General features: G+C 54.5%; 23 protein-coding genes. 9 read left to right on the top strand and 14 right to left on the bottom strand.

Features of this window, described 5'->3' with window-relative positions; all coding sequences use genetic code 11:
• Positions 1-6 precede the first annotated feature (6 nt).
• The 5 genes from OGY35_RS14700 (at position 7) to OGY35_RS14720 (ending at position 4581) form a co-directional block, all read left to right on the top strand.
• A complete protein-coding gene (locus OGY35_RS14700; protein WP_286632660.1) occupies positions 7-864 on the top strand; it encodes an isochorismatase in 858 nt (285 codons plus the stop codon).
• Positions 864-1619: a 2,3-dihydro-2,3-dihydroxybenzoate dehydrogenase EntA gene (gene entA / locus OGY35_RS14705; protein WP_152405531.1), complete on the top strand. Its 756-nt coding sequence runs from the start codon at positions 864-866 to the stop codon at positions 1617-1619. The genes OGY35_RS14700 and entA overlap by 1 nt, the downstream gene beginning before the upstream one ends.
• Before the next feature lie 2 nt (positions 1620-1621).
• On the top strand, positions 1622-2035 hold the full coding sequence (gene entH, locus OGY35_RS14710) for a proofreading thioesterase EntH (protein ID WP_152405530.1): 414 nt from the start codon (positions 1622-1624) through the stop codon (positions 2033-2035).
• Positions 2036-2220: 185 nt separating this feature from the next.
• Entirely contained in the window at positions 2221-4326 is a 2106-nt protein-coding gene (cstA, locus tag OGY35_RS14715) for a pyruvate/proton symporter CstA (RefSeq protein ID WP_125368887.1), read from the top strand.
• A 57-nt stretch (positions 4327-4383) separates the two neighbouring features.
• Complete coding sequence (locus OGY35_RS14720; RefSeq protein ID WP_042320768.1) at positions 4384-4581, top strand: YbdD/YjiX family protein; 198 nt, start codon at positions 4384-4386, stop codon at positions 4579-4581.
• 48 nt (positions 4582-4629) lie between these two features.
• Here OGY35_RS14720 and OGY35_RS14725 read toward each other — a convergent pair whose 3' ends face one another.
• From OGY35_RS14725 to dsbG, 3 genes are all read right to left on the bottom strand, one after another.
• On the bottom strand, positions 4630-5247 hold the full coding sequence (locus OGY35_RS14725) for an IbrB-like domain-containing protein (RefSeq protein WP_286632662.1): 618 nt from the start codon (positions 5245-5247) through the stop codon (positions 4630-4632).
• On the bottom strand, positions 5232-6455 hold the full coding sequence (locus OGY35_RS14730; RefSeq protein WP_286632663.1) for a phosphoadenosine phosphosulfate reductase: 1224 nt from the start codon (positions 6453-6455) through the stop codon (positions 5232-5234). Before OGY35_RS14730 ends, OGY35_RS14725 begins: the two co-directional genes overlap by 16 nt.
• 310 nt (positions 6456-6765) lie before the next feature.
• Positions 6766-7512, bottom strand: a complete 747-nt coding sequence (dsbG, locus tag OGY35_RS14735) for a thiol:disulfide interchange protein DsbG (RefSeq protein ID WP_152405527.1) — start codon at positions 7510-7512, stop codon at positions 6766-6768.
• Between the two features lie 376 nt (positions 7513-7888).
• On the opposite strand from dsbG, the gene ahpC reads away from it, so the two are divergent.
• Together ahpC and ahpF are read left to right on the top strand one after the other, a co-directional pair.
• Positions 7889-8452 carry an alkyl hydroperoxide reductase subunit C gene (gene ahpC, locus OGY35_RS14740; RefSeq protein ID WP_152405526.1) on the top strand — a complete coding sequence of 188 codons (564 nt, stop codon included), beginning with the start codon at positions 7889-7891 and terminating at the stop codon, positions 8450-8452.
• A gap of 211 nt (positions 8453-8663) precedes the next feature.
• Positions 8664-10229 carry an alkyl hydroperoxide reductase subunit F gene (ahpF, locus tag OGY35_RS14745; protein ID WP_286632664.1) on the top strand — a complete coding sequence of 522 codons (1566 nt, stop codon included), beginning with the start codon at positions 8664-8666 and terminating at the stop codon, positions 10227-10229.
• Between the two features lie 79 nt (positions 10230-10308).
• Here the strand turns inward: ahpF and uspG are convergent, their stop codons facing one another.
• The 3 genes from uspG to rnk all read right to left on the bottom strand — a co-directional run bounded on the left by uspG (position 10309) and on the right by rnk (position 11496).
• Positions 10309-10737 carry a universal stress protein UspG gene (gene uspG / locus OGY35_RS14750; protein WP_046477250.1) on the bottom strand — a complete coding sequence of 143 codons (429 nt, stop codon included), beginning with the start codon at positions 10735-10737 and terminating at the stop codon, positions 10309-10311.
• Between the two features lie 111 nt (positions 10738-10848).
• Entirely contained in the window at positions 10849-10938 is a 90-nt protein-coding gene (gene yldA, locus OGY35_RS14755) for a small membrane protein YldA (protein WP_284554214.1), read from the bottom strand.
• 147 nt (positions 10939-11085) lie between these two features.
• The gene (gene rnk / locus OGY35_RS14760; RefSeq protein ID WP_152405520.1) at positions 11086-11496 is read right to left on the bottom strand and encodes a nucleoside diphosphate kinase regulator; all 411 of its coding nucleotides are present in this window, start codon (positions 11494-11496) and stop codon (positions 11086-11088) included.
• 273 nt (positions 11497-11769) lie between these two features.
• Between rnk and OGY35_RS14765 the strand changes: the two genes are divergently transcribed.
• Both OGY35_RS14765 and OGY35_RS14770 read left to right on the top strand, forming a co-directional pair.
• Positions 11770-12606, top strand: a complete 837-nt coding sequence (locus tag OGY35_RS14765) for an alpha/beta fold hydrolase (protein ID WP_152405519.1) — start codon at positions 11770-11772, stop codon at positions 12604-12606.
• A gap of 96 nt (positions 12607-12702) precedes the next feature.
• The gene (locus OGY35_RS14770) at positions 12703-13326 is read left to right on the top strand and encodes a flavin reductase family protein (RefSeq protein WP_286632665.1); all 624 of its coding nucleotides are present in this window, start codon (positions 12703-12705) and stop codon (positions 13324-13326) included.
• Between the two features lie 38 nt (positions 13327-13364).
• On the opposite strand, the gene rna is transcribed toward OGY35_RS14770, so the two are convergent.
• The 8 genes from rna to citC form a co-directional block, all read right to left on the bottom strand.
• On the bottom strand, positions 13365-14171 hold the full coding sequence (gene rna, locus OGY35_RS14775; protein ID WP_152405517.1) for a ribonuclease I: 807 nt from the start codon (positions 14169-14171) through the stop codon (positions 13365-13367).
• A 111-nt stretch (positions 14172-14282) separates the two neighbouring features.
• On the bottom strand, positions 14283-15746 hold the full coding sequence (citT, locus tag OGY35_RS14780; protein ID WP_152405516.1) for a citrate/succinate antiporter CitT: 1464 nt from the start codon (positions 15744-15746) through the stop codon (positions 14283-14285).
• Between the two features lie 25 nt (positions 15747-15771).
• Positions 15772-16680, bottom strand: a complete 909-nt coding sequence (gene citG, locus OGY35_RS14785) for a triphosphoribosyl-dephospho-CoA synthase CitG (protein ID WP_286632666.1) — start codon at positions 16678-16680, stop codon at positions 15772-15774.
• Positions 16652-17203 carry a citrate lyase holo-[acyl-carrier protein] synthase gene (gene citX, locus OGY35_RS14790; protein ID WP_286632667.1) on the bottom strand — a complete coding sequence of 184 codons (552 nt, stop codon included), beginning with the start codon at positions 17201-17203 and terminating at the stop codon, positions 16652-16654. Before citX ends, citG begins: the two co-directional genes overlap by 29 nt.
• 3 nt (positions 17204-17206) lie before the next feature.
• Positions 17207-18739, bottom strand: a complete 1533-nt coding sequence (gene citF / locus OGY35_RS14795) for a citrate lyase subunit alpha (protein WP_286632668.1) — start codon at positions 18737-18739, stop codon at positions 17207-17209.
• A 10-nt stretch (positions 18740-18749) separates the two neighbouring features.
• Positions 18750-19658 carry a citrate (pro-3S)-lyase subunit beta gene (citE, locus tag OGY35_RS14800; RefSeq protein ID WP_046477264.1) on the bottom strand — a complete coding sequence of 303 codons (909 nt, stop codon included), beginning with the start codon at positions 19656-19658 and terminating at the stop codon, positions 18750-18752.
• Positions 19655-19951 carry a citrate lyase acyl carrier protein gene (gene citD, locus OGY35_RS14805; RefSeq protein WP_152405512.1) on the bottom strand — a complete coding sequence of 99 codons (297 nt, stop codon included), beginning with the start codon at positions 19949-19951 and terminating at the stop codon, positions 19655-19657. Before citD ends, citE begins: the two co-directional genes overlap by 4 nt.
• On the bottom strand, positions 19948-21024 hold the full coding sequence (citC, locus tag OGY35_RS14810; RefSeq protein ID WP_178823942.1) for a [citrate (pro-3S)-lyase] ligase: 1077 nt from the start codon (positions 21022-21024) through the stop codon (positions 19948-19950). The genes citD and citC overlap by 4 nt, the downstream gene beginning before the upstream one ends.
• Positions 21025-21148 lie beyond the last annotated feature (124 nt).

Here is a 21148-nt window from a genome sequence, read left to right on the forward strand (position 1 = left end):
CACGCAATGGCAATTCCTAAACTGCAGGCTTACGCGCTGCCAACCGCGCTTGATGTTCCGGTTAATAAAGTCAACTGGGCGTTTGACCCGGAGCGTGCGGCGCTGCTGATCCACGATATGCAGGACTACTTCGTCAGCTTTTGGGGTGAAAACTGTCCGATGATGGCGCAGGTGATCGCCAATATCGCCGCCCTGCGCAGTTACTGTAAAGCGCACAACATTCCGGTTTATTACACCGCGCAGCCGAAGGATCAAAGCGACGAAGATCGCGCCCTGCTTAACGACATGTGGGGACCGGGACTCACGCGCTCGCCGGAGCAGCAAAAAGTGGTCGCCGCGCTGGCACCCGATGAAGCCGATAACGTGCTGGTGAAATGGCGCTACAGCGCCTTTCACCGTTCCCCGCTTGAACTGATGCTGAAAGAGACCGGACGCAACCAGTTGATTATCACCGGGGTGTATGCGCACATCGGCTGCATGACCACGGCGACGGACGCCTTTATGCGCGATATCAAGCCGTTTATGGTGGCGGATGCGCTGGCTGATTTCAGCCGTGAGGAGCACCTCATGTCGCTGAAGTATGTTGCAGGACGTTCAGGTCGCGTCGTGATGACTCAGGAGCTACTGCCCTCGCCGGTACCGGCCAGCAAAGATGAACTGCGGGCGCAGATTTTACCGCTGCTCGATGAGTCTGATGAACCGATGGATGATGAGAACCTGATCGACTACGGTCTGGACTCCGTGCGGATGATGGCGCTGGCGGCGCGCTGGCGTAAAGTGCATGGCGATATCGACTTTGTGATGCTGGCGAAAAATCCGACCATTGATGCCTGGTGGGCACTGCTTTCCCGTGAGGTGCGTTAATGGCCGGATTCGATTTTCGCGGCAAAACGGTGTGGGTCACTGGCGCAGGTAAAGGCATTGGTTACGCAACGGCGCTGGCGTTTGTCGAGGCCGGGGCGCAGGTCACGGGCTTCGATCGTGAGTTCGCTTTGCAGGATTATCCGTTTACCACTGAAGTGATGGATGTGGCAGACGCCGGACAGGTGGCTGAGGTATGCCAGCGCGTGCTGGCGCACACCGAACGGCTGGATGTGCTGGTAAACGCTGCCGGGATTTTACGTATGGGCGCAACTGACGCGCTGAGCCCGCATGACTGGCAGCAGACGTTTGCGGTTAACGTCGGCGGCGCCTTTAATCTGTTCCAGCAGACAATGGCGCAATTTCGCCGTCAGCAGGGCGGGGCGATAGTGACTGTGGCTTCTGATGCCGCCCATACGCCACGCATCGGCATGAGCGCCTATGGCGCGTCGAAGGCAGCACTGAAAAGTCTGGCGCTGACCGTCGGGCTGGAGCTGGCGGGCAGCGGGGTACGCTGTAATCTGGTGTCACCCGGCTCCACGGATACCGACATGCAGCGCACGCTGTGGGTCAGTGATGACGCGGAACAGCAGCGTATTCGCGGCTTTGGTGAGCAGTTCAAGCTCGGTATTCCGCTGGGCAAGATTGCCCGGCCTCAGGAAATCGCCAACACTATTCTGTTCCTCGCTTCCGATCTGGCCAGCCACATTACGTTGCAGGATATCGTAGTGGACGGTGGCTCCACGTTGGGAGCGTAACGATGATCTGGAAACGTCACTTAACGCTCGACGAACTGAACGCCACCAGCCAGAACACGATGGTGGCGCATCTGGGCATTGTCTACACCCGACTCGGTGATGACGTGCTGGAGGCGGAAATGCCGGTGGATACCCGCACGCATCAGCCGTTTGGTTTACTGCACGGCGGGGCTTCGGCGGCGTTGGCCGAAACGTTAGGCTCAATGGCAGGTTATCTGATGACTCGCGACGGGCAGTGCGTCGTCGGGACAGAACTGAATGCCACTCATCACCGGGCGGTTTCGCAAGGCAAGGTGCGCGGAGTCTGTCAGCCGCTGCATCTGGGGCGGCAAAGCCAAAGCTGGGAAATCGCGGTGTTTGATGAACAAGGTCGGCGGTGCTGTACCTGCCGACTGGGAACGATGGTACTGGGCTGAGCGCGCGTAATGTCATGAGATTGCAGCGTTAGCTGGTGAATGAAGTGATCCAGTTAACAATGCAATGTAAATAGTCGGTGATACTTCAGGTTTATCGGGTTGTCAGGTTGTTAAAGCCAGAAAAGATGTTATAGAAACAAAATGTAACATCTCTATTCTCTGGAACACGCAAACGGATAACAACCATGAATAAATCAGGGAAATACCTCATCTGGACAGTGCTCTCGGTAATGGGTGCATTTGCTCTGGGCTATATTGCGCTAAACCGTGGGGAACAGATCAACGCGCTGTGGATAGTCGTGGCGTCGGTCTGTGTTTATCTCATCGCCTATCGTTTCTACGGTCTGTACATTGCCAAAAATGTGCTGGCGGTTGACCCGACGCGTATGACGCCTGCGGTACGCCATAACGACGGGCTTGACTATGTGCCCACCGACAAGAAAGTGTTGTTCGGTCACCATTTTGCGGCGATTGCCGGCGCGGGTCCGTTAGTCGGACCGGTACTGGCGGCACAAATGGGTTATCTGCCGGGCATGATCTGGCTGCTGGCCGGCGTGGTCTTAGCCGGGGCGGTTCAGGATTTTATGGTGCTCTTTGTTTCAACCCGTCGCGATGGCCGCTCGCTGGGTGAACTGGTCAAAGAAGAGATGGGGCCAACCGCAGGGGTAATTGCGCTGGTGGCCTGTTTCATGATCATGGTGATTATCCTCGCGGTGCTGGCGATGATCGTGGTGAAAGCGCTGACCCACAGTCCGTGGGGAACCTACACCGTCGCGTTCACCATCCCGTTGGCGATCTTTATGGGGATCTATCTGCGCTACCTGCGTCCGGGGCGTATCGGCGAAGTGTCGGTTATCGGTCTGGTGTTCCTCGTTTTTGCCATTATTTCCGGCGGCTGGGTCGCGGAAAGTCCAACCTGGGCACCGTACTTTGACTTCACCGGCGTCCAGTTAACCTGGATGCTGGTGGGCTATGGTTTCGTGGCGGCGGTACTGCCGGTGTGGCTGCTGCTGGCTCCGCGCGACTACCTCTCTACGTTCCTGAAAATCGGTACGATTGTCGGTCTGGCGGTGGGTATTTTGATCATGCGCCCGACGCTGACGATGCCTGCGCTGACTAAATTTGTCGATGGTACCGGACCGGTGTGGACGGGTAACCTGTTCCCGTTCCTGTTTATCACCATCGCTTGTGGCGCCGTTTCGGGTTTCCACGCGCTGATCTCCTCCGGGACTACGCCGAAGATGCTGGCGAACGAAGGCCAGGCCTGCTTTATCGGCTACGGCGGGATGTTGATGGAATCGTTCGTCGCCATTATGGCGCTGGTGTCTGCCTGTATCATCGATCCGGGCGTCTATTTTGCCATGAACAGCCCAATGGCCGTGCTGGCTCCTGCCGGCACCACTGACGTGGTGGCTTCTGCCGCTCAGGTGGTTAGCAGTTGGGGCTTTGCCATTACGCCGGATACGCTGCATCAGATTGCCAACGAAGTGGGTGAGCAGTCGATTATCTCTCGTGCGGGTGGTGCGCCAACGCTGGCGGTGGGGATGGCCTATATCCTGCACGGCGCGTTGGGCGGCATGATGGATGTCGCCTTCTGGTATCACTTCGCCATTCTGTTCGAAGCGCTGTTTATTCTGACGGCGGTCGATGCGGGGACGCGTGCGGCGCGCTTTATGCTTCAGGACCTGCTGGGCGTGGTATCTCCTGGCCTTAAACGTACGGACTCATTGCCTGCCAACCTGCTGGCGACCGCATTGTGCGTGCTGGCGTGGGGTTACTTCCTGCATCAGGGCGTGGTGGATCCATTAGGCGGCATTAATACCCTGTGGCCGCTGTTTGGTATCGCCAACCAGATGCTGGCGGGTATGGCACTGATGCTCTGTGCGGTTGTCCTGTTCAAGATGAAACGTCAGCGTTATGCGTGGGTGGCACTGGTGCCGACCGCATGGCTGCTGATTTGTACTCTGACGGCGGGCTGGCAGAAATCGTTCAGCCCGGATACAAAAGTGGGCTTCCTGGCGATTGCCAATAAGTTCCAGGCGATGATCGACAGCGGTAATATCCCGCCGCAGTACACCGAATCGCAGCTGGCGCAACTGGTGTTTAACAACCGTCTGGATGCGGGCCTGACTATCTTCTTCATGGTGGTGGTCGTGGTGTTGGCGCTATTCTCCATTAAGACGGCGCTTGCCGCACTTAAAGAGGACAAGCCAACGGCGAAAGAGACGCCGTATGAGCCGATGCCGGAAAATGTGGAAGAGATCGTTGCGCAGGCCAAAGGCGCGCATTAACGTGTAATCATTCCCCCTCTTCCTGCCGGGAGAGGGGTTTTCTGACAGGTGGTAATGATGTTTGATACGCTTTCGAAAGCCGGGAAATATCTGGGCCAGGCCGCGAAACTGATGATCGGTGTGCCTGACTATGACAACTACGTTGAGCATATGCGGATGACCCATCCGGATCAGACGCCAATGACCTACGAGGAGTTTTTCCGCGAGCGGCAGGATGCTCGCTATGGCGGAAAAGGTGGGGCGCGCTGCTGTTAAGTGTGAGAAAATTCGGGCCGGATAAGCGCGTCATCCGGCACAAGCCGATTATTTTACCGTCCAGGCTTTTGAAAACCGCCGACTGGCAAACAGTTCCTGAAGACCGTTGATCTGTTTCAGGCGCAAGACTTCATCCTCGTCCATCCCCAGTTCTTTACCGATTTTTTCGTCTTCCCATCCCTGCAACGCCAGTTCACGCACGATTTCAGACATCGCGTGGATCTGATGCCGTCCACGGGCGCGGTTGTGGCGAATGGTCGCTGCCATGCGGTCGTGACGACTTCCCTCCAGACAGGTAATGGGTAAATAGCCTTTGAGACGGGACCTGAGCGAAGCTTTGCCTTTCCCCAGTTCATGGCGATGAAAGCCATCGACTATCTCGTACTCTTCCGGGCTGGACTGGGTGACAACAATAGGCTGGGTAAATCCATCCGTTTCGATGGATTTCAGCAGTAGCTTTTTCTCCGGCGGAGCAACGTTATTGGGGTTGTAATCGTTAGGTGAAATGTGCTCGTTTTTTATCCACAGCACACAATCAACCGGTTCGTCACGAAACGGACTGACGCTGTGAATCGCCATTCTGAAATCATTGATAGCCTTGATTTTTTCTTCTTCAGACAGGCCAGAGAGAAAGCCAATGAGATCCTGTGTCAATCGTTGTTGCATAAAATTCCCCACTCCTTGCGTCTCGCTTTCATGCGTTCGCTATAACGCTGGTAACTTTTCGGTTTGGTTGGACTGAAAGAGAGTGCCCGGCACCAGTAATCATTGTTCAGTAGCACTTTGCAGATGCGTCGCCAGGAGGGGATATCTTTCGAACCAATATCGCCAGGCTGCGTTTGCGGGATCTCTCCGAGGCCGTTTTTCTTGTACCACTGTAAATAGACGGCGATCTTGTTACGGTAATGCTCAGCGGTGTTATCCGGCATGCTGAGCAGTAACATCATGGCGTAATCCTGCCAGCTCAAATGGTCGGGCTTGAGTATTTTTCGATGGCCATAGAAGTGATTATCCTGCCCTGCGTAGATCCCACCGCTTCTGACGCCACTGACACGTGCGCACATTGCCGCCCACCTTTCGGGTTCAACAACGTGATAGAGCCATAATCCCTGACGCTGTTCGGGACCAAATGGTTCACAAATGCGCATGTAACGGGCCGGGACACCGGCCTGATACATCAGATTGTAGAGCGGATTACAGGGCAGATTCGTGCGAGCAAACCAGGTCCAGATATCGGCCGTTTTCCAGTCATACAGCGGATAGATGTACCAGGTATGTCCACCAGGTGCGGCGGTCGTCCAGGGTTTGTCATCGGCAAAACGCTGTTTGCGTAAACTGGCGATCGCCACAAAACGGTTGTAAGACTCATCCGCCCGGATGCCTATCATCATGGCCGCCGGGCGTTTATTCGAAAACCAGTCGGCAAATTCACGCACGAAGTGTTCGAAGGTCATGCCGGGTTGATAAAAGGAAAAATAGCCCGGATCGGTGATAGCGTCTGGCGGCGGCTGGCGAACCCACTGGGTATCGGGTTCCCAGCACTGCCATTCAGGTTGAAACTGAGACAGTGAGTTTTGGGTGGTAAGCGGAAGGGCAACCCAATAGAAATGGTCGATGACATCGGCATACATTTCGCGCAAGGCGCTAATATAACTAATGGTACAGGAAAATTGCGCTTCCCAGTCAATGAACAATACGCTGATTTTTTTGTGTCGCTTACGTGCAAGATTTGCCGTCAGATGCAACATCAGTCCGGAATCTTTGCCACCGGAAAAGGAAACACACACGCGGGGAAGATTTTCGAGAGTCCAGATGATGCGTTCTTCAGCGGCTTCCAGAACATTTTGGTTTAATGATATTTTATAAACAGACATGCATCGCTTATCCTTAAACGTTAAAGTCGTACGTCTGGAATAGATATCCCTCTATAATATAAGTCTTTTTTGTATGCGCGCAATGGTTAAATAAATTCAATAAGTTAATTAATTCATAATTAATATATTAATTATGAATATATTGTAATTGATATCAAAAGTCCGCTATGTGAGTCGACGTGGTTAACAAAAGGGGTTTATACAAAAGAAAATTTCTTTATGCCGTGTTTACGTTACGAGAAGAGTTAAATTTTGCGGTTAAAATTATTCAGGGTAATTATATTTTATTGAATATAATTACCCATATTAATTATGGTTGCGCCATCATGGCATCCAGCTGCGCTTTTTCGGGTAAACCAACGACCTGCTGAAGGACGTTATCTTTACTCATATAATAAATCGCGGGTGTGACGTTCGCGCCTAAATCATCCATGATTTTCTGGTTCATATTGAGGGTTTTCATGTGATCCGGCGAAATCGCTTTGGGCACATTGAGCGTCATTTTTCCACCAGAGGCTTCGTAATCATGCCAGGTTTTCGCCGGATCGTTCGACGCCAGAATGGCCGCGGCAGTGGCAGGACTCTCTGGCTTGATGACGCCGACGAGTAGCGTACGTAATTGTACTTTACCCGACTCCACCCACGGACGCGCCTGTTGCCAGAACTGTTTACAGTACGGGCAGAATGGGTCAGCAAAAACATAGAGCACCACCGGGGCGTCTTTCTTGCCATCCAGTAACCAGTTGGCTTTTTCCATGCGCTGCCACATTTCTCGCCCGGCGGGCGCATAGATCTCTTTCTCTATCAACTGATTGCTCAGGTTTTCCCCTTTTTCATTGTACATGTAGCCTGAAATGGCCTGTTTGCCATCAGGCGTCAGGTAGATAGTGACGCCCATATCCTGGTATTTCCCGAGATAACCTTTCATCCCGCCGGGCGCATCGAACGACTTGATAATAGTAATGCCTTGTTTTTCTATCGCTTTGACCGGCGCAGGCAGGTCTTCGGCCCAGGCAAAGAGGGGGAAGAGGGAGAGCAAAAACGTACGTTTTAACATCTTTTATCCTTATAAATCAGAGCGATTGCGAGTGAGGTGAGAAAACCTATCACAGCCATAGGTAAGACCTCAGCCAGGAACATTGCCCTTTCAGGAGTGGGGTGGTGTAATCCTTCTCGCTGTTACAGCCTTTGTTAAGGTAATGTAGAGCGCAACACATAGCCAGTTTCACTGGCGCTGAAGTTACCCACGGGTAGTTCAGGTAACGGGGCTGCCTGCAAAGGCGGCCCTTTTTACTTTGCGTCATCGCACGTTCACAACGTTGAATTGAGAGGTTTGTTAGTTAACGCTTATTGATTTGATAAAGGAAACGCATTAGCCCTGTCGGTCAATCTTCGGTAACGTATCCCTCAACGAAAACACGGAGGAAGTACAGATGTCTTTGATTAATACAAAAATTAAACCTTTTAAAAACCAGGCGTTCAAAAACGGTGAATTCATTGAAGTGACCGAGAAAGATACTGAAGGCCGCTGGAGCGTCTTCTTCTTCTATCCGGCTGACTTTACTTTCGTATGCCCGACCGAACTGGGCGACGTTGCAGACCATTACGAAGAGCTGCAGAAACTGGGCGTAGACGTTTACTCTGTCTCTACCGACACCCACTTTACCCACAAAGCATGGCACAGCAGCTCTGACACCATCGCCAAAATCAAATACGCGATGATCGGTGACCCGACTGGCGCCCTGACCCGTAACTTCGACAACATGCGTGAAGATGAAGGTCTGGCAGACCGCGCAACGTTCGTTGTTGACCCGCAGGGTATCATCCAGGCGATCGAAGTTACCGCTGAAGGTATCGGCCGTGATGCTTCTGACCTGCTGCGTAAAATCAAAGCCGCTCAGTATGTCGCTTCTCACCCAGGCGAAGTGTGCCCGGCTAAGTGGAAAGAAGGCGACGCGACTTTAGCACCGTCTTTAGACCTGGTTGGTAAAATCTAAGCCTTTAAGGCGCTTCGAAGCCGGATGGCGCTGCGCTTATCCGGCCTACACATCGGGCCTACAACATCGTAGGCCGGGTAAACGAAGTGCCACCCGGCAACAAACGGGTGCATTACGCACCCGTTTTATTCCAAACCCCATGATGCAAGTTGCATTCACGCAGCCCGATTAAGGCAGCTTGCATGATGATGTTTTCAGAGAGGGAAGAAGAATGCTCGACACAAATATGAAAACCCAGCTCAAGGCCTATCTTGAGAAACTGACCAAACCTGTTGAGCTGATTGCTACGCTGGATGACAGCGCTAAATCGGCAGAAATCAAGGAACTGCTGGCTGAAATCGCCGAACTGTCAGAGAAAGTCACCTTTAAAGAAGACAACAGCTTAGCCGTACGTAAGCCCTCTTTCCTGATTACCAATCCGGGTTCAAATCAGGGGCCGCGCTTTGCGGGTTCCCCGTTGGGCCACGAATTTACCTCACTGGTTCTGGCACTGCTGTGGACCGGTGGACACCCGTCAAAAGAAGCGCAGTCTCTGCTTGAGCAGATCCGCGATATTGACGGTGATTTTGAGTTTGAAACCTATTACTCACTTTCCTGCCATAACTGCCCGGACGTGGTGCAGGCGCTGAACCTGATGGCGGTGCTGAACCCGCGCATTAAGCATACGGCAATTGATGGCGGCACGTTCCAGAACGAGATCACCGAGCGTAATGTGATGGGCGTTCCGGCCGTGTACGTTAACGGTAAAGAGTTTGGTCAGGGTCGCATGACGCTGACGGAAATCGTGGCGAAAGTGGATACTGGTGCTGAAAAACGCGCCGCCGAAGAACTGAGTCAGCGTGATGCCTATGATGTTCTGATCGTCGGTTCCGGCCCTGCGGGCGCGGCAGCGGCGGTCTACTCCGCGCGTAAAGGCATTCGTACCGGCCTGATGGGCGAGCGCTTCGGCGGTCAGGTGCTCGATACCGTGGATATCGAAAACTACATTTCTGTACCGAAAACAGAAGGGCAGAAACTGGCCGGCGCACTCAAGGCCCACGTCGATGATTATGACGTCGATGTGATAGACAGCCAGAGCGCCAGTAAACTGGTGCCAGCGGCCAGCGAAGGCGGTTTACATCAGATTGAAACGGCGTCCGGGGCGGTACTGAAAGCGCGCAGCATTATCATCGCCACCGGTGCGAAATGGCGCAACATGAACGTACCGGGTGAAGACCAGTATCGTACCAAAGGCGTAACCTATTGCCCGCATTGCGACGGCCCGCTGTTTAAAGGTAAGCGCGTGGCAGTGATCGGCGGCGGTAACTCCGGCGTGGAAGCGGCGATTGATCTCGCCGGGATCGTGGAACACGTAACCCTGCTGGAATTTGCCCCAGAAATGAAGGCCGACCAGGTTTTGCAGGATAAAGTCCGCAGCCTGAAAAACGTCGACATCATCCTGAACGCCCAGACGACGGAAGTGAAAGGCGATGGCACGAAAGTGGTCGGTCTGGAATACCGCGACCGCGTGAGTGGCGATGTTCACAACGTGGAGCTGGCGGGCATCTTTGTTCAGATTGGTCTGTTGCCAAACACCACCTGGCTGGAAGGGGCGATTGAACGCAACCGGATGGGTGAAATCATCATCGACGCGAAATGCGAAACCAGCGTGAAGGGCGTATTCGCCGCGGGCGACTGTACCACCGTGCCGTACAAACAGATTATCATCGCGACCGGCGAAGGAGCGAAAGCGTCTCTGAGCGCCTTTGATTACCTGATTCGTACGAAAACGGTATAAAAAAGAAAGTAAGACTACACCTGCAAAATGTAAGAGGTGCCGATAAGGCGCCTCTTTTTTACCGTTTAATCAGCATCTGTTAGCGCACAACCAGTACCGGCAGTGTCGCATGACGTACCACGCTTGAGGCGTTAGAACCCAGCAGGTGTGTGGTGATTGACGGATTACGTGAGCCAATGACCACCACGTCTGCATTCAGCTCTTCGCCGAGCTCATTGACCACGTCGCGGACGCTGCCAAAGCGGACATGCTGCTTGATGCGGGCAGGATCGATACTGAAGTGACCGACCATCGTTTGCAGTCGGGTTTCGGCTTCATGCTGTAAATGTTCTTCAAAACGACGAACGTCGGCGGCGAAGCGATGCAGGCTCAGGCTGGCAGAACCTGGTAGCACATGCAGAAGATGAATGACGCCATCCTGCTGCGCCAGAAATTCAGCGTGGCGAATCGCCTTATCGCTGAGTTCCATTTCAAAAACATCAACCGGCATAATGATTGTCTTATACATACCCGTTTCTCCCTGTTAATTAATACTCAAATCATTCAAGCATATAATAATAATTCTGTCTGCTTTCTGCAGGGGATTTTTCGCATTGTGCGGCGATTCCTTGTGCATTCGCTACCAGTGATTCTCCAGGTAAAGCACGGCCCCGACGATGATCGCCGCCATGATGAGGAATCCCAGTAATATGCTGAATGTTTCGTTCATGACCGCACCTGTCAATGAAACCGATTCAGTGTGGATGAGTCAGGCGAAAGGCGAACCAGGAAGAATGGGTGATTTTACGCAAAGTGGCGGAAAGAGGATGCGAACGCATCCTCTGGGTAAAGCGGAAAGTCGCTTATGCAGATGGGATTAACGCAGGAAGTCGCCTGCTGCTTCGGGTTGGTATTCCAGCTCCAGCACTTCGAGGTGGGTGGATGCGCCGCCCGGAAGTTCCCAGTGAATGGTGTCGCCCACACGCACGCCTAACAGCGCAGCACCGACGGGGGCCATCACTGAAAGTTGCGTATTGCTGTCGGTCATCGCCGCAGGATACACCAACGTACGCACGCGAATTTCGCCATCGCTGAGATTGCGGAATTTAACGCGGCTGTTCATGGTCACGACGTCATGCGGCATGGCTTCCGGCGAACACATTTGGGCACGATCCAGCTCGTCATTCAACGCGTCGGCAATGGGTAAATCTGCATACGCGGGTTGTTCCAGTAAGCGATCGATGCGTTCTGCATCAAGGTCGTTAATGATGATAGTTGGTCTGGACATTTTTACTCCATGTCGTCAGTACTGCGTTTTGCCGCAGGTAATATTCCCAAAAGAAAACCCTCACCGTCTGGCGGCAAGGGTTTAACTCTCCAGATGATACTGAGACTTACCCCGGGTTTGAAGTGATTTAGTTCACATTCGGGTAAATAGCTAAAAAAGCATCACTAGTATGAATTTTATTCGATAAACGTGATCGTTCTCAAATTTGCATTATGCTTTTTAAGCACGCGCCGCGGCGCGTCACTCTCTCAGTGTTCTATTACAGGAGATCTCATGAGCCAGTACGACAAAATTACTCTCAAAGATGGCAGTTATCTGTATTTTAAAGACTGGGGTAACCGCAGTGGCCAGCCGATTGTCTTCAGCCACGGCTGGCCGTTAACGGCTGATGCCTTTGAAGATCAGATGCTTTTTCTTGGCTCGAAAGGATTTCGGGTGATAGCCCACGACAGGCGCGGACATGGTCGCTCAGCCCAGCCGTGGGAGGGGCACAATATGGACCAGTATGCGGACGATCTGGCTGAACTGACCGCACACCTGAATCTGCAAAATGCGGTGCACGTTGGTCACTCAACCGGCGGTGGCGAAGTGGCGCGTTATATCGGGCGACACGGGACGCAGCGGGTGGCAAAAGCGGTATTGATTGGCGCGGTGACGCCCATTATGGTGAAAACCGAGTTCAACCCAAACGGTGTGCCGGAAGCGGTTTTCGACGGCATTCGTGAAGGGGTTGTCAATGACCGTGCCGCCTTTTTCTATGAGCTGACCGCTGCATTCTATGGCTATAACCGTCCGGGCGCGAAAGAGTCGAAAGCGGTGCGGGAAAGCTTTGTGGAGCAGGGATTACAGGGCTCAATAAAAGCGCTGTACGACTGCATCAAGGCGTTCTCGGAAACGGACCTGCGTGAAGACTTGCGCAAAATGACTATCCCAACACTGGTTATTCATGGTGATGACGATCAAATTGTCCCATTTGAGACCTGTGGCAAAGTCGCGGCGGAAATACTGCCTGACGCGCAACTGAAGGTCTATGCGGGCGGTTCCCATGGCATTTGCACCACCCATAAACAGCAGATAAATCAGGATCTGCTTAACTTTATTCAGTCGTAATCTTTAACGGATTACTCTACGCTGATCCTCTTCTATTAGGGGGATGAGCGGAGCGCAATTCGTGCTTCGCCGACGTCACATTCATCAGAGAATACTATGTATTTCTATCAACCCTCGCAGGGACACGGCCTGCCACACGACCCGCTTAATGCCATTGTTGGTCCACGGCCTATTGGCTGGATCGCCTCTCAGGATACCGCTGGTCGGGATAACCTGGCACCCTACAGCTTCTTCAACTGTTTCAATTATCATCCGCCCATTATCGGTTTTGCCAGCACCGGCTGGAAAGACAGCGTACGTAACATCATGGAAACCGGCGAGTTTGTCTGGAACCTGACCACGCGAGAGTTAGCCAGCGCGATGAATGAAACCTCCGCCAGTCTGCCACATGGCGAAGATGAATTTTTTGCCGCCGGGCTGACGAAGGCGGAAAGTCGTCTGGTGAAAGCGCCACGCGTTGCACAAAGTCCGGTGAATTTTGAATGTCGCCTGTCGCAGAGTATTCAGCTCACGACCGCGCAAGGGGAAGCCATCGAAACCTGGCTGATTCTGGGCGAAGTGGTGGGGATTCACATCGCTGAAACGCTGCTGGAAGAAGGCGTTTACCAGACCGCAAAAGCGCAGCCCGTGCTGCGCGCCGGTGGCCCGACGGCCTACTATGCGATCAGCGAGTCGCACCGCTTTGACCTGGTGCGTCCGGATGCTCGCGCGAAACGTTGACGTTGTCGCCGGCGCGGATTTCGCGCCGGGACAGTGAATCAGTAACCCACTTTGTCGATGATAAACTGTTTACCACAGTTCCCCGGATGGGGTTGCGGGGCGAACGAGTCAGCGGAGAGCGGCGCGTTGATGGTCGTGGCCTTCAGTGAGAACTGGATCTCCGTCAGGTAAGCCGGATTACCGTGGCAGCTCAGTTTCACTGCGCTGACGGCCTCTTTTCCCCAGCGCCTGGCCACCGCCGCATCGAAGGCGCGGCGACTCACGCTCTTGCCGTAATTTTCACCGAGAAATACCCCTAACTCGCTGGCCTTGATCTCTTTGTTCAACCGCACCATCGTGCCGAAGTACGCATCCGGGTCGAAGCCAAAACAGGCACCGTGTTTTGCGTATTCGTAGCGCTCAAGGCAAGTACGTCCGCCTGCACCCGGCATCACGTCACTGAGTTTGGCGGCCGTTTCCAGCGACAGGCCCGTTTCGGGTGCCGCGCATTTACGGCTGGCGCGCGCTTCTGGCTGATTAGGGATGGGACGCGTGGCGCAGCCAAAGCGCATCCACCGGCGTTCATCGACCCCGCGCGACGCGATGGATTTCGGCAATCCTGGCCACAAACCGTGAACGGTCAGGAAATCGACTTTGTTAGCGGTCTCTTTTTGCAGGCGACATTCATCAGGCTCGCGGCGGTCGCGCTCATGCTGACTCTGGCAAAATCCCGTCTGCCAGGAGAGTGCCAGCACGTAACGGTCGAAATCGCCGTACTGCGTGGGCTGTAATTCGTTGGCGGTTGCCGAAGAAAGAGGGAGGAGTGAGGCGGCGAGCCACCCCCATTTTTGCCAGGTCGGTTTCATGATGGTTCTGAACTTATATAAAATCTGAATAGTATCTATTTAACCATAAAAAAAGCCCGCGAGGTGTGTTTACCCCGCGGGCCTTGATCCATTCAGCGTTTTACGTCAGGACTAGCTCCACATCGCCAGAATCGGCCAGCCAACCAGCAGCAGCATCGCAATGTAGATAACCCCGAAGATGGCGCCAAGACGCCAGTAGTCTTTGGATTTCACATAGCCGCAGCCGTAGATGATCACCCCAGGACCCGTTGCGTATGGCGTCAGACAACCCATAATCCCGATGGACAGCACCAGCAGGATACTCAAATGTTCCATCGGCACGCCCGGGATACCTTTACCGACCGCCAGAATAACCGGCAGCATTGTCGCCGTGTGCGCCGACAGGCTGGCAAACAGGTAGTGGGCAAAGTAGAACACCAGCACCAGCACAATCACCGTCGCGTTAGGCGAGAAACCTTCCAGATGGGTGCTCATGGTACCCGCGAACCAGTCGATGAACCCGGAACGGGTTAAACCGCTTGCCATCACCACAAGGGTGGCAAGGTTCACCAGCGTGTTCCAGGCGCTGTTGTATTTGGTAATGTCTTTCCACGGCACCACGTGTAGTGCCAGCATCAGAGAAACGGCGAGCAAACCGACGGCGGTGGCGTCGATCACCTCGCCGCCGAAGACCCACAAGCCTAAGCTCAGCAGAACCAGACCGACCAGCGTCCACTCTTTGCGCGTCAGAGTGCCCATGGTTTTAAGTTCATCACCCGCCCAGGCGGCGACTTCCGCACTGTGTGTGACTTCAGGTTTGTAGAGAACATAAGAGAGCCACGGCGCAACGATCAGCAAAATGATACCGACCGGCAGGAAGCTGAGGAACCACTGCAGCCAGCTTATCTGCACACCGGCGATTTTGTTGACAAACTCCAGACCCAGCACGTTTGGCGCCGCACCCGTGACGAACATCGAAGAACTCAGGCTGGTACTGATGACCATCATCCACATCAGGTAACCGCCGATACGACGTGCGGACGGATCGTTCGGGAACGATTTAAACAGCGGCGGCAGGTTTTTGATTACCGGGAACACGGTGCCACCGGTACGCGCGGTGTTGGATGGCGTAAACGGCGCCAGCAGAATGTCGATGATGACAATCGCATAGCCCAGCGTCAGGGTACGTTTACCCATGAATTTCACCAGAAACAGCGCGATGCGACGGCCGAGACCGGTGACTTCATAGCCGAGAGCGAAGATGAACGCGCCGAACACCAGCCAGACGGTGGTACTGGAGAAACCTGCCAGACCCCATTTCAGCGCTTGTTTACCGGCGTCAAATGCCGGATCCGCCAGCTCTTTGGCATCAAACAACAGGTAGTTGCTGCCAATCACGCAGATGGTGACCGCGATGAAGCTGATTGCGGTAGCCGGAATGGGCTCCAGAATCATACCGACGATCATCGCCACGAAAACGGCGAAGTAGTGCCATGCCTGAGGGGGCATGCCGTCCGGGACGGGGATAAGAAACATGACGCCCATGATTATCAAGGGGGCAAACAACTTCCATATAGTATCTTTCGATAAAGACATAAGTGATTCTCCGGAAAGGATCTTTTCAATAATTGTGTAAATGTTTAATTTGAGAAATCTGGGCCAAAAACCACGTTACGATCAGCAGGTCGGCACTGCCGCCAGGACTGAGATTGCGTTCAATGCAGTGGCTGTCGAACTGATGCAGATGAGTGAGATCGGCGGGGGTTCGGATGCCCCCTTGTTGTAACAATGCGTTTGCCTGCTGCTGTATCCAGCGCAGTCCTGCCGCACCGCCACGCGAGGCAACGTTGGTGTCGCCGTTGCGCGCAATCAGCAGAAGTAAGGTGTCGAGCAGTGCCAGTTCGGGATCGCGCCCCTCAGCTAACAGGGCGCGATAGTGTGGAAGCGCATGGCGGATAACCAATGGATATCCCGCTTCGGCTTCGCCACGTGCGCCGGTTAATCCCAGTTGCTGATAAAGTCGCTGACCTGCCGTGATTTGTTGATTGTTATTGCGCAGTTCGCGCTCGGTCAGACCGCGACAAAAGCTGGCGGCGGTGGTACAGATCGTTTCCGGGGTAACGGGTTGCAGTTGCTGATGTAGACGGCCAATGGCGGTACACAGCAGGCCGAGAGAAAAAATGCTGCCCTTATGGGTGTTCACACCCGCAGTGGCCCGAAACATGTCGGCTTCACAGGCCATACCTAACGGGCGTAAGCCGTTTAATACGGCGTCGGCTGGCATTTGCGCGCAGCAGGCACCGTATTCAATAAAACGCGGCAACCAGGCCTGAATGGCCAGCGCGCTGCGGTGAAAATCCGTCAACGACATGTCTTTATGCGCGCCACAGTTCAGACGATCGACCAGCCCGGGTTTTGGCGTCAGGTTGACTTCCGTCAGCATTGCGCGCCACGCCAGATGGCCGTACGCGTCAACCAGCGTGTGGGGAAGGGCGGTGGTTTCAACGGGCATATCGGGAATCGGCAGCATGCAGCAGCGCCTCCATGTGGTTGATCAGAAAGGAGAGCGTATGGGTTTTCCCACGCGCGCATTCCGCCGCGTTCTGTTCGCACAGCAGACAGCGGCGAGGGGGAAGCGCGAAATGGCGGCGGGAGAGAATTTCGCCTCCGGGAGTGAGCACATCGATGTCCCACAAACGTCCCAGAGGATGAGTCTGTTCGAGCTCAATGGTTGCGAGCTTGATGTCACGGGCCGGTGCCTCAATCGAGAGCATGCCTTCCGGCCCGCTGGCTGAGGCCAGTGCAGCCTGCTCCCTGATGTGCCAGTCCGCCTGCGCCGCCAGCGTACGCAGGGCGGTCACGCCATGATTAAAGAGGCGACGGGTGAGCTCGCTGTCTTTAATCGGGCCAGGCGCTACCACGGTAAAGGAGACCAGTGGAATAGGATGGCGCGCCAGCCAGACGTGTTGCCGTGCCTGTCGCTCATCCCGACTGACGAGTAGCTCGGGAATTGAAACTGCGTGGCGGGTGGCCTGTTCAGGGAGCAGGTGCATGGCTTATTCCTTCACCTGATGAACAACGTCGATCACTGAACCATCGCGATAGCGCACTACGGCAATCACGCGGTCGGTGAATTCGATTGGACGAGGTTCGCCAGTGAGTTGCTGTGCACGTTCGCGTAACCACTCAATTGAGACGACCTTCATCCCCGCGTCTTTCAGGCGTTCTGCCAGTTCCGGACGCGCCGGGTTAACCGCAATACCATGATCGGTAACCAGAATATCGACGCTGGAACCCGGTGTGACGCAGGTCAGCACGTTATCTACCAGCGTTGGAATACGGCCACGTACCAGCGGTGCGACGATGATTGACAGCGCAGCGGCGACGGCGGTATCGCAGTGACCGCCGGACGCGCCGCGAATGACGCCGTCAGAACCGGTCAGCACGTTGACGTTAAACTGGGTGTCGACTTCAAGTGCACTCAGCACGACCACGTCCAGACGGTCAACGGAGGCCCCTTTTGAACCCCAGTTGGCATACTGATTTGCACTGATTTCGATGTGATTCGGGTTGCGCGCCAGAGATTCAGCGGCGCTGCGGTCAAAGCTCTGTACGTCCAGCAGTTTGCGAATCAAACCTTTTTCATGCAGGTCGACGATAGTGGCGGTGATGCCGCCCAGGGCGAAATCTGCGCGGATATCGCGGCTGCGCATTTTGTCTTCCAGGAAGCGAGTGACCGCCAGCGAGGCACCGCCGGTACCGGTTTGCAGTGAAAAGCCTTCTTTGAAATAGCCGGAATGGGCGATGACCTCTGCCGCGCTGCGGGCAATCAGCAGTTCACGCGGGTTAGTGGTCATTCGGGTGGCGTCGGCCCCGATTTTATCGGCATCACCGACCTGGTCTATTTGCACTATCAGATCAACCTGATCCTGGGTGATGCTGGCCGGGTTGTGTGGATAAGGCAGCAGTTGCTCCGTCAGCAGCACCACCTGGTTGGCGCTTTCCGCGTCAACGCGGGCATAGCCGAGTGAGCCGCAGCACGCTTTACCGGTATAGCCGTTGGCGTTACCGAAAGGATCGCAGGACGGGACGCCGAGGAAGGCCACGTCAATGCTGAGTTCGCCGCTTTGTACCAAATGCACGCGCCCGCCGTGGGAGTGAACCTGGACGGGCTCTGCCAGCAGGCCGCGAGAGATCTCTTCTGCCAGCGGTCCGCGCAGACCGGAAGTATAAATGCGGCTGACGACGCCGTGACGAATATGGTCGACCAGCGGTGCGTGGCAGTCACTCAGGGAACTGGAGGCCAGCGTCAGGTTTTTAAATCCCATGCTGGCAATGGTTGCCATCACCAGGTTGAGGGTCAGGTCGCCGCCGCGAAACGCGTGGTGGAAGGAGATGGTCATGCCATCCTGTAAACCGGAACGGCGGATCGCCTCTTCAAGACTCGCGCACAGTTTTTGGTCACGCGGTTTTTGTGCCTGCAGAGTTTGTTTCGCGGTGCTCGTATAGGTGGAAAGGTCACTTTCGGCCTGGCGACTCCAGGCTGCTACCCGTTCCTGTCGTTGAAACTGTTCGTTTTTCTGGGTCATTGTTTTTGCCTTATTCTTCGCGGATGCCGGAAAGTTCTGCGCGGGAGAGCACCAGACGTGCGCGCTCGATCACCGGGCTGTCGACCATCTTGCCGTTCAGGGAGACCACCCCGAGGCCTTCGCGGGCGGCGGCTTCTGCGGCTTCCACGACCAGACGCGCATGCGTCACTTCTTTTTGCGTCGGGGCATACAGGTTGTGAAGCAGTTCAATCTGGCGTGGGTTGATCAGCGATTTGCCGTCAAAGCCCAACTGTTTGATGTGGGCGGCTTCATGCAGAAAGCCCGCTTCGTTGTTGGCATCGGAATAGACGGTATCGAACGCCTGAATCCCGGCGGAGCGTGCGGCCTGCAAAATCGAGCAGCGGGCAAACAGTAATTCAGTGCCCTCTGGTGAACGTTCTGTACGCAGGTTGCGTACGTAGTCTTCCGCTCCCAGGGCGATCCCGATCAGACGCTCGGAGGCGTGGGCAATTTCTACGGCGCGGGTGATACCTAAGGGCGATTCGATGGCGGCCAGCAGACCCGTGCTGCCCGGTTCGCGACCGCAGGCTTTTTCAATACGCAGAATTTCGCTTTCGATATCGATAACATCCTGAGCGGTATCGGTTTTCGGCAGCCGAACCACGTCAGCACCGCCGCGAACGACTGCTTCCAGATCGTTGATCCCCCATTCGGAATCCAGCGCATTAACGCGCACAATGGTTTCGACGTCGTGGTAGAGCGGATGCTGCAGCGCGTGGTAGACCAGGCGACGCGCGGTGTCTTTTTCACGCAGTGCGACGGAGTCTTCCAGGTCAAACATCAGGGCATCTGCCGGATAGATGAAAGAGTTGCTGACCATTGCGGCATTGGCGCCGGGAACAAACAGCATGCTGCGGCGCGTGCGCGTTTTGCGCTGTTGTAAAGAAGCGGAAATCATTGGCGATCCTCCCAGGGCAGGGCCGGGATGCCGCTGGCGCGTGCCAGTAATGCTTCCAGTCGTGCACGTAAAATGCAGTCCAGTGCGCCTTTATCATCGACATTCAATTGCACGCCGCGCACGTCATACTGCGCCAGAACATCCAGAATGGTGGCGCGAATGGCCTCGCCAAACTGTTTCTCAACGCTGCTGTTGATCTGCAGATCAATATCCTGCGTATCGAGAGGGGCGATGCGTATCATCACATCACCGGACTCAAGTGTGCCTGCGACGGCAGCCTGATTTATTTTCATTTTTCACCTGTTACTAATGCGGGGGTCTTTTGGCGGACTGTCGCGGGAGCGGGCGCGCGTTCAGGCATGCTTTGCAGGTACTGCAAAGTGGCTGAAGGCACCAGCGACGCGATAGCCGTGAGATCTTTTTTCACGAGCAGTTTGCGCACCAGAGAGGCGGAGATCGGCGTCTCCTGGAAACACAGTCGCTCTATTTCCACCAGTTCAATGGGCGGGGCGGGGAGGGTCGGCGTTTCCAGCCAGAAACGCATATCGTGGTTATACTGGGCGGTTACGCCGCAAAACGGTTCCGTACCGACGAAGCGATGGGTGATCCCCAGAGCGGGTGCCAGATACTGACGGAAAATTTTTAAATCAATTTCGGTGTAGCAATGGTTGATGACGCTCTGTTCTTTGATGAAGTAGCACGGGAATGTGGCACGCGAAATGATGTATTCCGAACCGCGATGGACGGTGAGATGCGCAATATCCGACGTGCCTTTAAGCACCAGATCGAGTCGGTCCTCATACGGGAAACGCGAGGTATCTTCTTTCACCAGAAACAGATGAAGCCAGTCACACTGCGCCGCTGCCTGCTGGATCAAATAGCGGTGACCATTGGTGAACGGGTTGGCATTCATTACGATACAGCCGATTTTCTTTCCGTCATGACGCAGTTTGCTCAACGACTCCGCGTAGCGTTTCAGACGCGTGGTGCTGTTTTCCATCAGCACCATGATGCCGGGAACGCTGGTGAGGGTGGAAAATCCGCACTGCCTGAACAACGTTTCGTACTCTGTTTTGGTATAAATGAAGAGATGCGTGCAGTGTCTTTCGTAAGCGAGATTGATCAGTTCTGTCGCCAGCGTGAGCGCTAAACCTTCACCGCGTACCGATTCGCTAATGGCAACGCACTTAATGATATTTCCGGCAATACCGCCGCAGGCGATGAGTTTTTCGTCGCGGGTAACGGTAATAAAAACCTCAACGGTGGTATCGACGCTCAGATCATTTTCTTTCAGGAATTGCGTGATCGCCGCCATTTTTATATTTTCTGAGCGTTTGACGCGCGTGAACACATTATTACCAAACATAGTGGATGAGTCCTGAAGATATATTGTTGTTGCCAGTATTGTGCGTATGTTGTATGAGAATACTATTTGATAACGTTTTGTTTTCATTCCGGGAAAAAGACGATTTTGCAAAGGTCTATTTCTT

It is taken from the genome of Citrobacter sp. Ct235 (genome assembly GCF_030332305.1).
Classification (GTDB): Bacteria; Pseudomonadota; Gammaproteobacteria; order Enterobacterales; family Enterobacteriaceae; genus Citrobacter_A; species Citrobacter_A telavivensis.

Excerpts from the sequence above, each read along its gene's own strand:
- dsbG (WP_152405527.1), bottom strand. The coding sequence starts at position 7,512 with ATGTTAAAACGTACGTTTTTGCTCTCCCTCTTCCCCCTCTTTGCCTGG.
- yldA (WP_284554214.1), bottom strand. The coding sequence starts at position 10,938 with ATGAACGAAACATTCAGCATATTACTGGGATTCCTCATCATGGCGGCG.
- entH (WP_152405530.1), top strand. The coding sequence starts at position 1,622 with ATGATCTGGAAACGTCACTTAACGCTCGACGAACTGAACGCCACCAGC.
- entA (WP_152405531.1), top strand. The coding sequence starts at position 864 with ATGGCCGGATTCGATTTTCGCGGCAAAACGGTGTGGGTCACTGGCGCA.
- rna (WP_152405517.1), bottom strand. The coding sequence starts at position 14,171 with ATGAAACCGACCTGGCAAAAATGGGGGTGGCTCGCCGCCTCACTCCTC.
- OGY35_RS14700 (WP_286632660.1), top strand. The coding sequence starts at position 7 with ATGGCAATTCCTAAACTGCAGGCTTACGCGCTGCCAACCGCGCTTGAT.
- cstA (WP_125368887.1), top strand. The coding sequence starts at position 2,221 with ATGAATAAATCAGGGAAATACCTCATCTGGACAGTGCTCTCGGTAATG.
- citT (WP_152405516.1), bottom strand. The coding sequence starts at position 15,746 with ATGTCTTTATCGAAAGATACTATATGGAAGTTGTTTGCCCCCTTGATA.
- ahpC (WP_152405526.1), top strand. The coding sequence starts at position 7,889 with ATGTCTTTGATTAATACAAAAATTAAACCTTTTAAAAACCAGGCGTTC.
- rnk (WP_152405520.1), bottom strand. The coding sequence starts at position 11,496 with ATGTCCAGACCAACTATCATCATTAACGACCTTGATGCAGAACGCATC.
- citG (WP_286632666.1), bottom strand. The coding sequence starts at position 16,680 with ATGCTGCCGATTCCCGATATGCCCGTTGAAACCACCGCCCTTCCCCAC.
- citF (WP_286632668.1), bottom strand. The coding sequence starts at position 18,739 with ATGACCCAGAAAAACGAACAGTTTCAACGACAGGAACGGGTAGCAGCC.
- OGY35_RS14720 (WP_042320768.1), top strand. The coding sequence starts at position 4,384 with ATGTTTGATACGCTTTCGAAAGCCGGGAAATATCTGGGCCAGGCCGCG.
- citD (WP_152405512.1), bottom strand. The coding sequence starts at position 19,951 with ATGAAAATAAATCAGGCTGCCGTCGCAGGCACACTTGAGTCCGGTGAT.
- ahpF (WP_286632664.1), top strand. The coding sequence starts at position 8,664 with ATGCTCGACACAAATATGAAAACCCAGCTCAAGGCCTATCTTGAGAAA.
- citC (WP_178823942.1), bottom strand. The coding sequence starts at position 21,024 with ATGTTTGGTAATAATGTGTTCACGCGCGTCAAACGCTCAGAAAATATA.
- citE (WP_046477264.1), bottom strand. The coding sequence starts at position 19,658 with ATGATTTCCGCTTCTTTACAACAGCGCAAAACGCGCACGCGCCGCAGC.
- OGY35_RS14725 (WP_286632662.1), bottom strand. The coding sequence starts at position 5,247 with ATGCAACAACGATTGACACAGGATCTCATTGGCTTTCTCTCTGGCCTG.
- citX (WP_286632667.1), bottom strand. The coding sequence starts at position 17,203 with ATGCACCTGCTCCCTGAACAGGCCACCCGCCACGCAGTTTCAATTCCC.
- OGY35_RS14770 (WP_286632665.1), top strand. The coding sequence starts at position 12,703 with ATGTATTTCTATCAACCCTCGCAGGGACACGGCCTGCCACACGACCCG.
- OGY35_RS14730 (WP_286632663.1), bottom strand. The coding sequence starts at position 6,455 with ATGTCTGTTTATAAAATATCATTAAACCAAAATGTTCTGGAAGCCGCT.
- OGY35_RS14765 (WP_152405519.1), top strand. The coding sequence starts at position 11,770 with ATGAGCCAGTACGACAAAATTACTCTCAAAGATGGCAGTTATCTGTAT.
- uspG (WP_046477250.1), bottom strand. The coding sequence starts at position 10,737 with ATGTATAAGACAATCATTATGCCGGTTGATGTTTTTGAAATGGAACTC.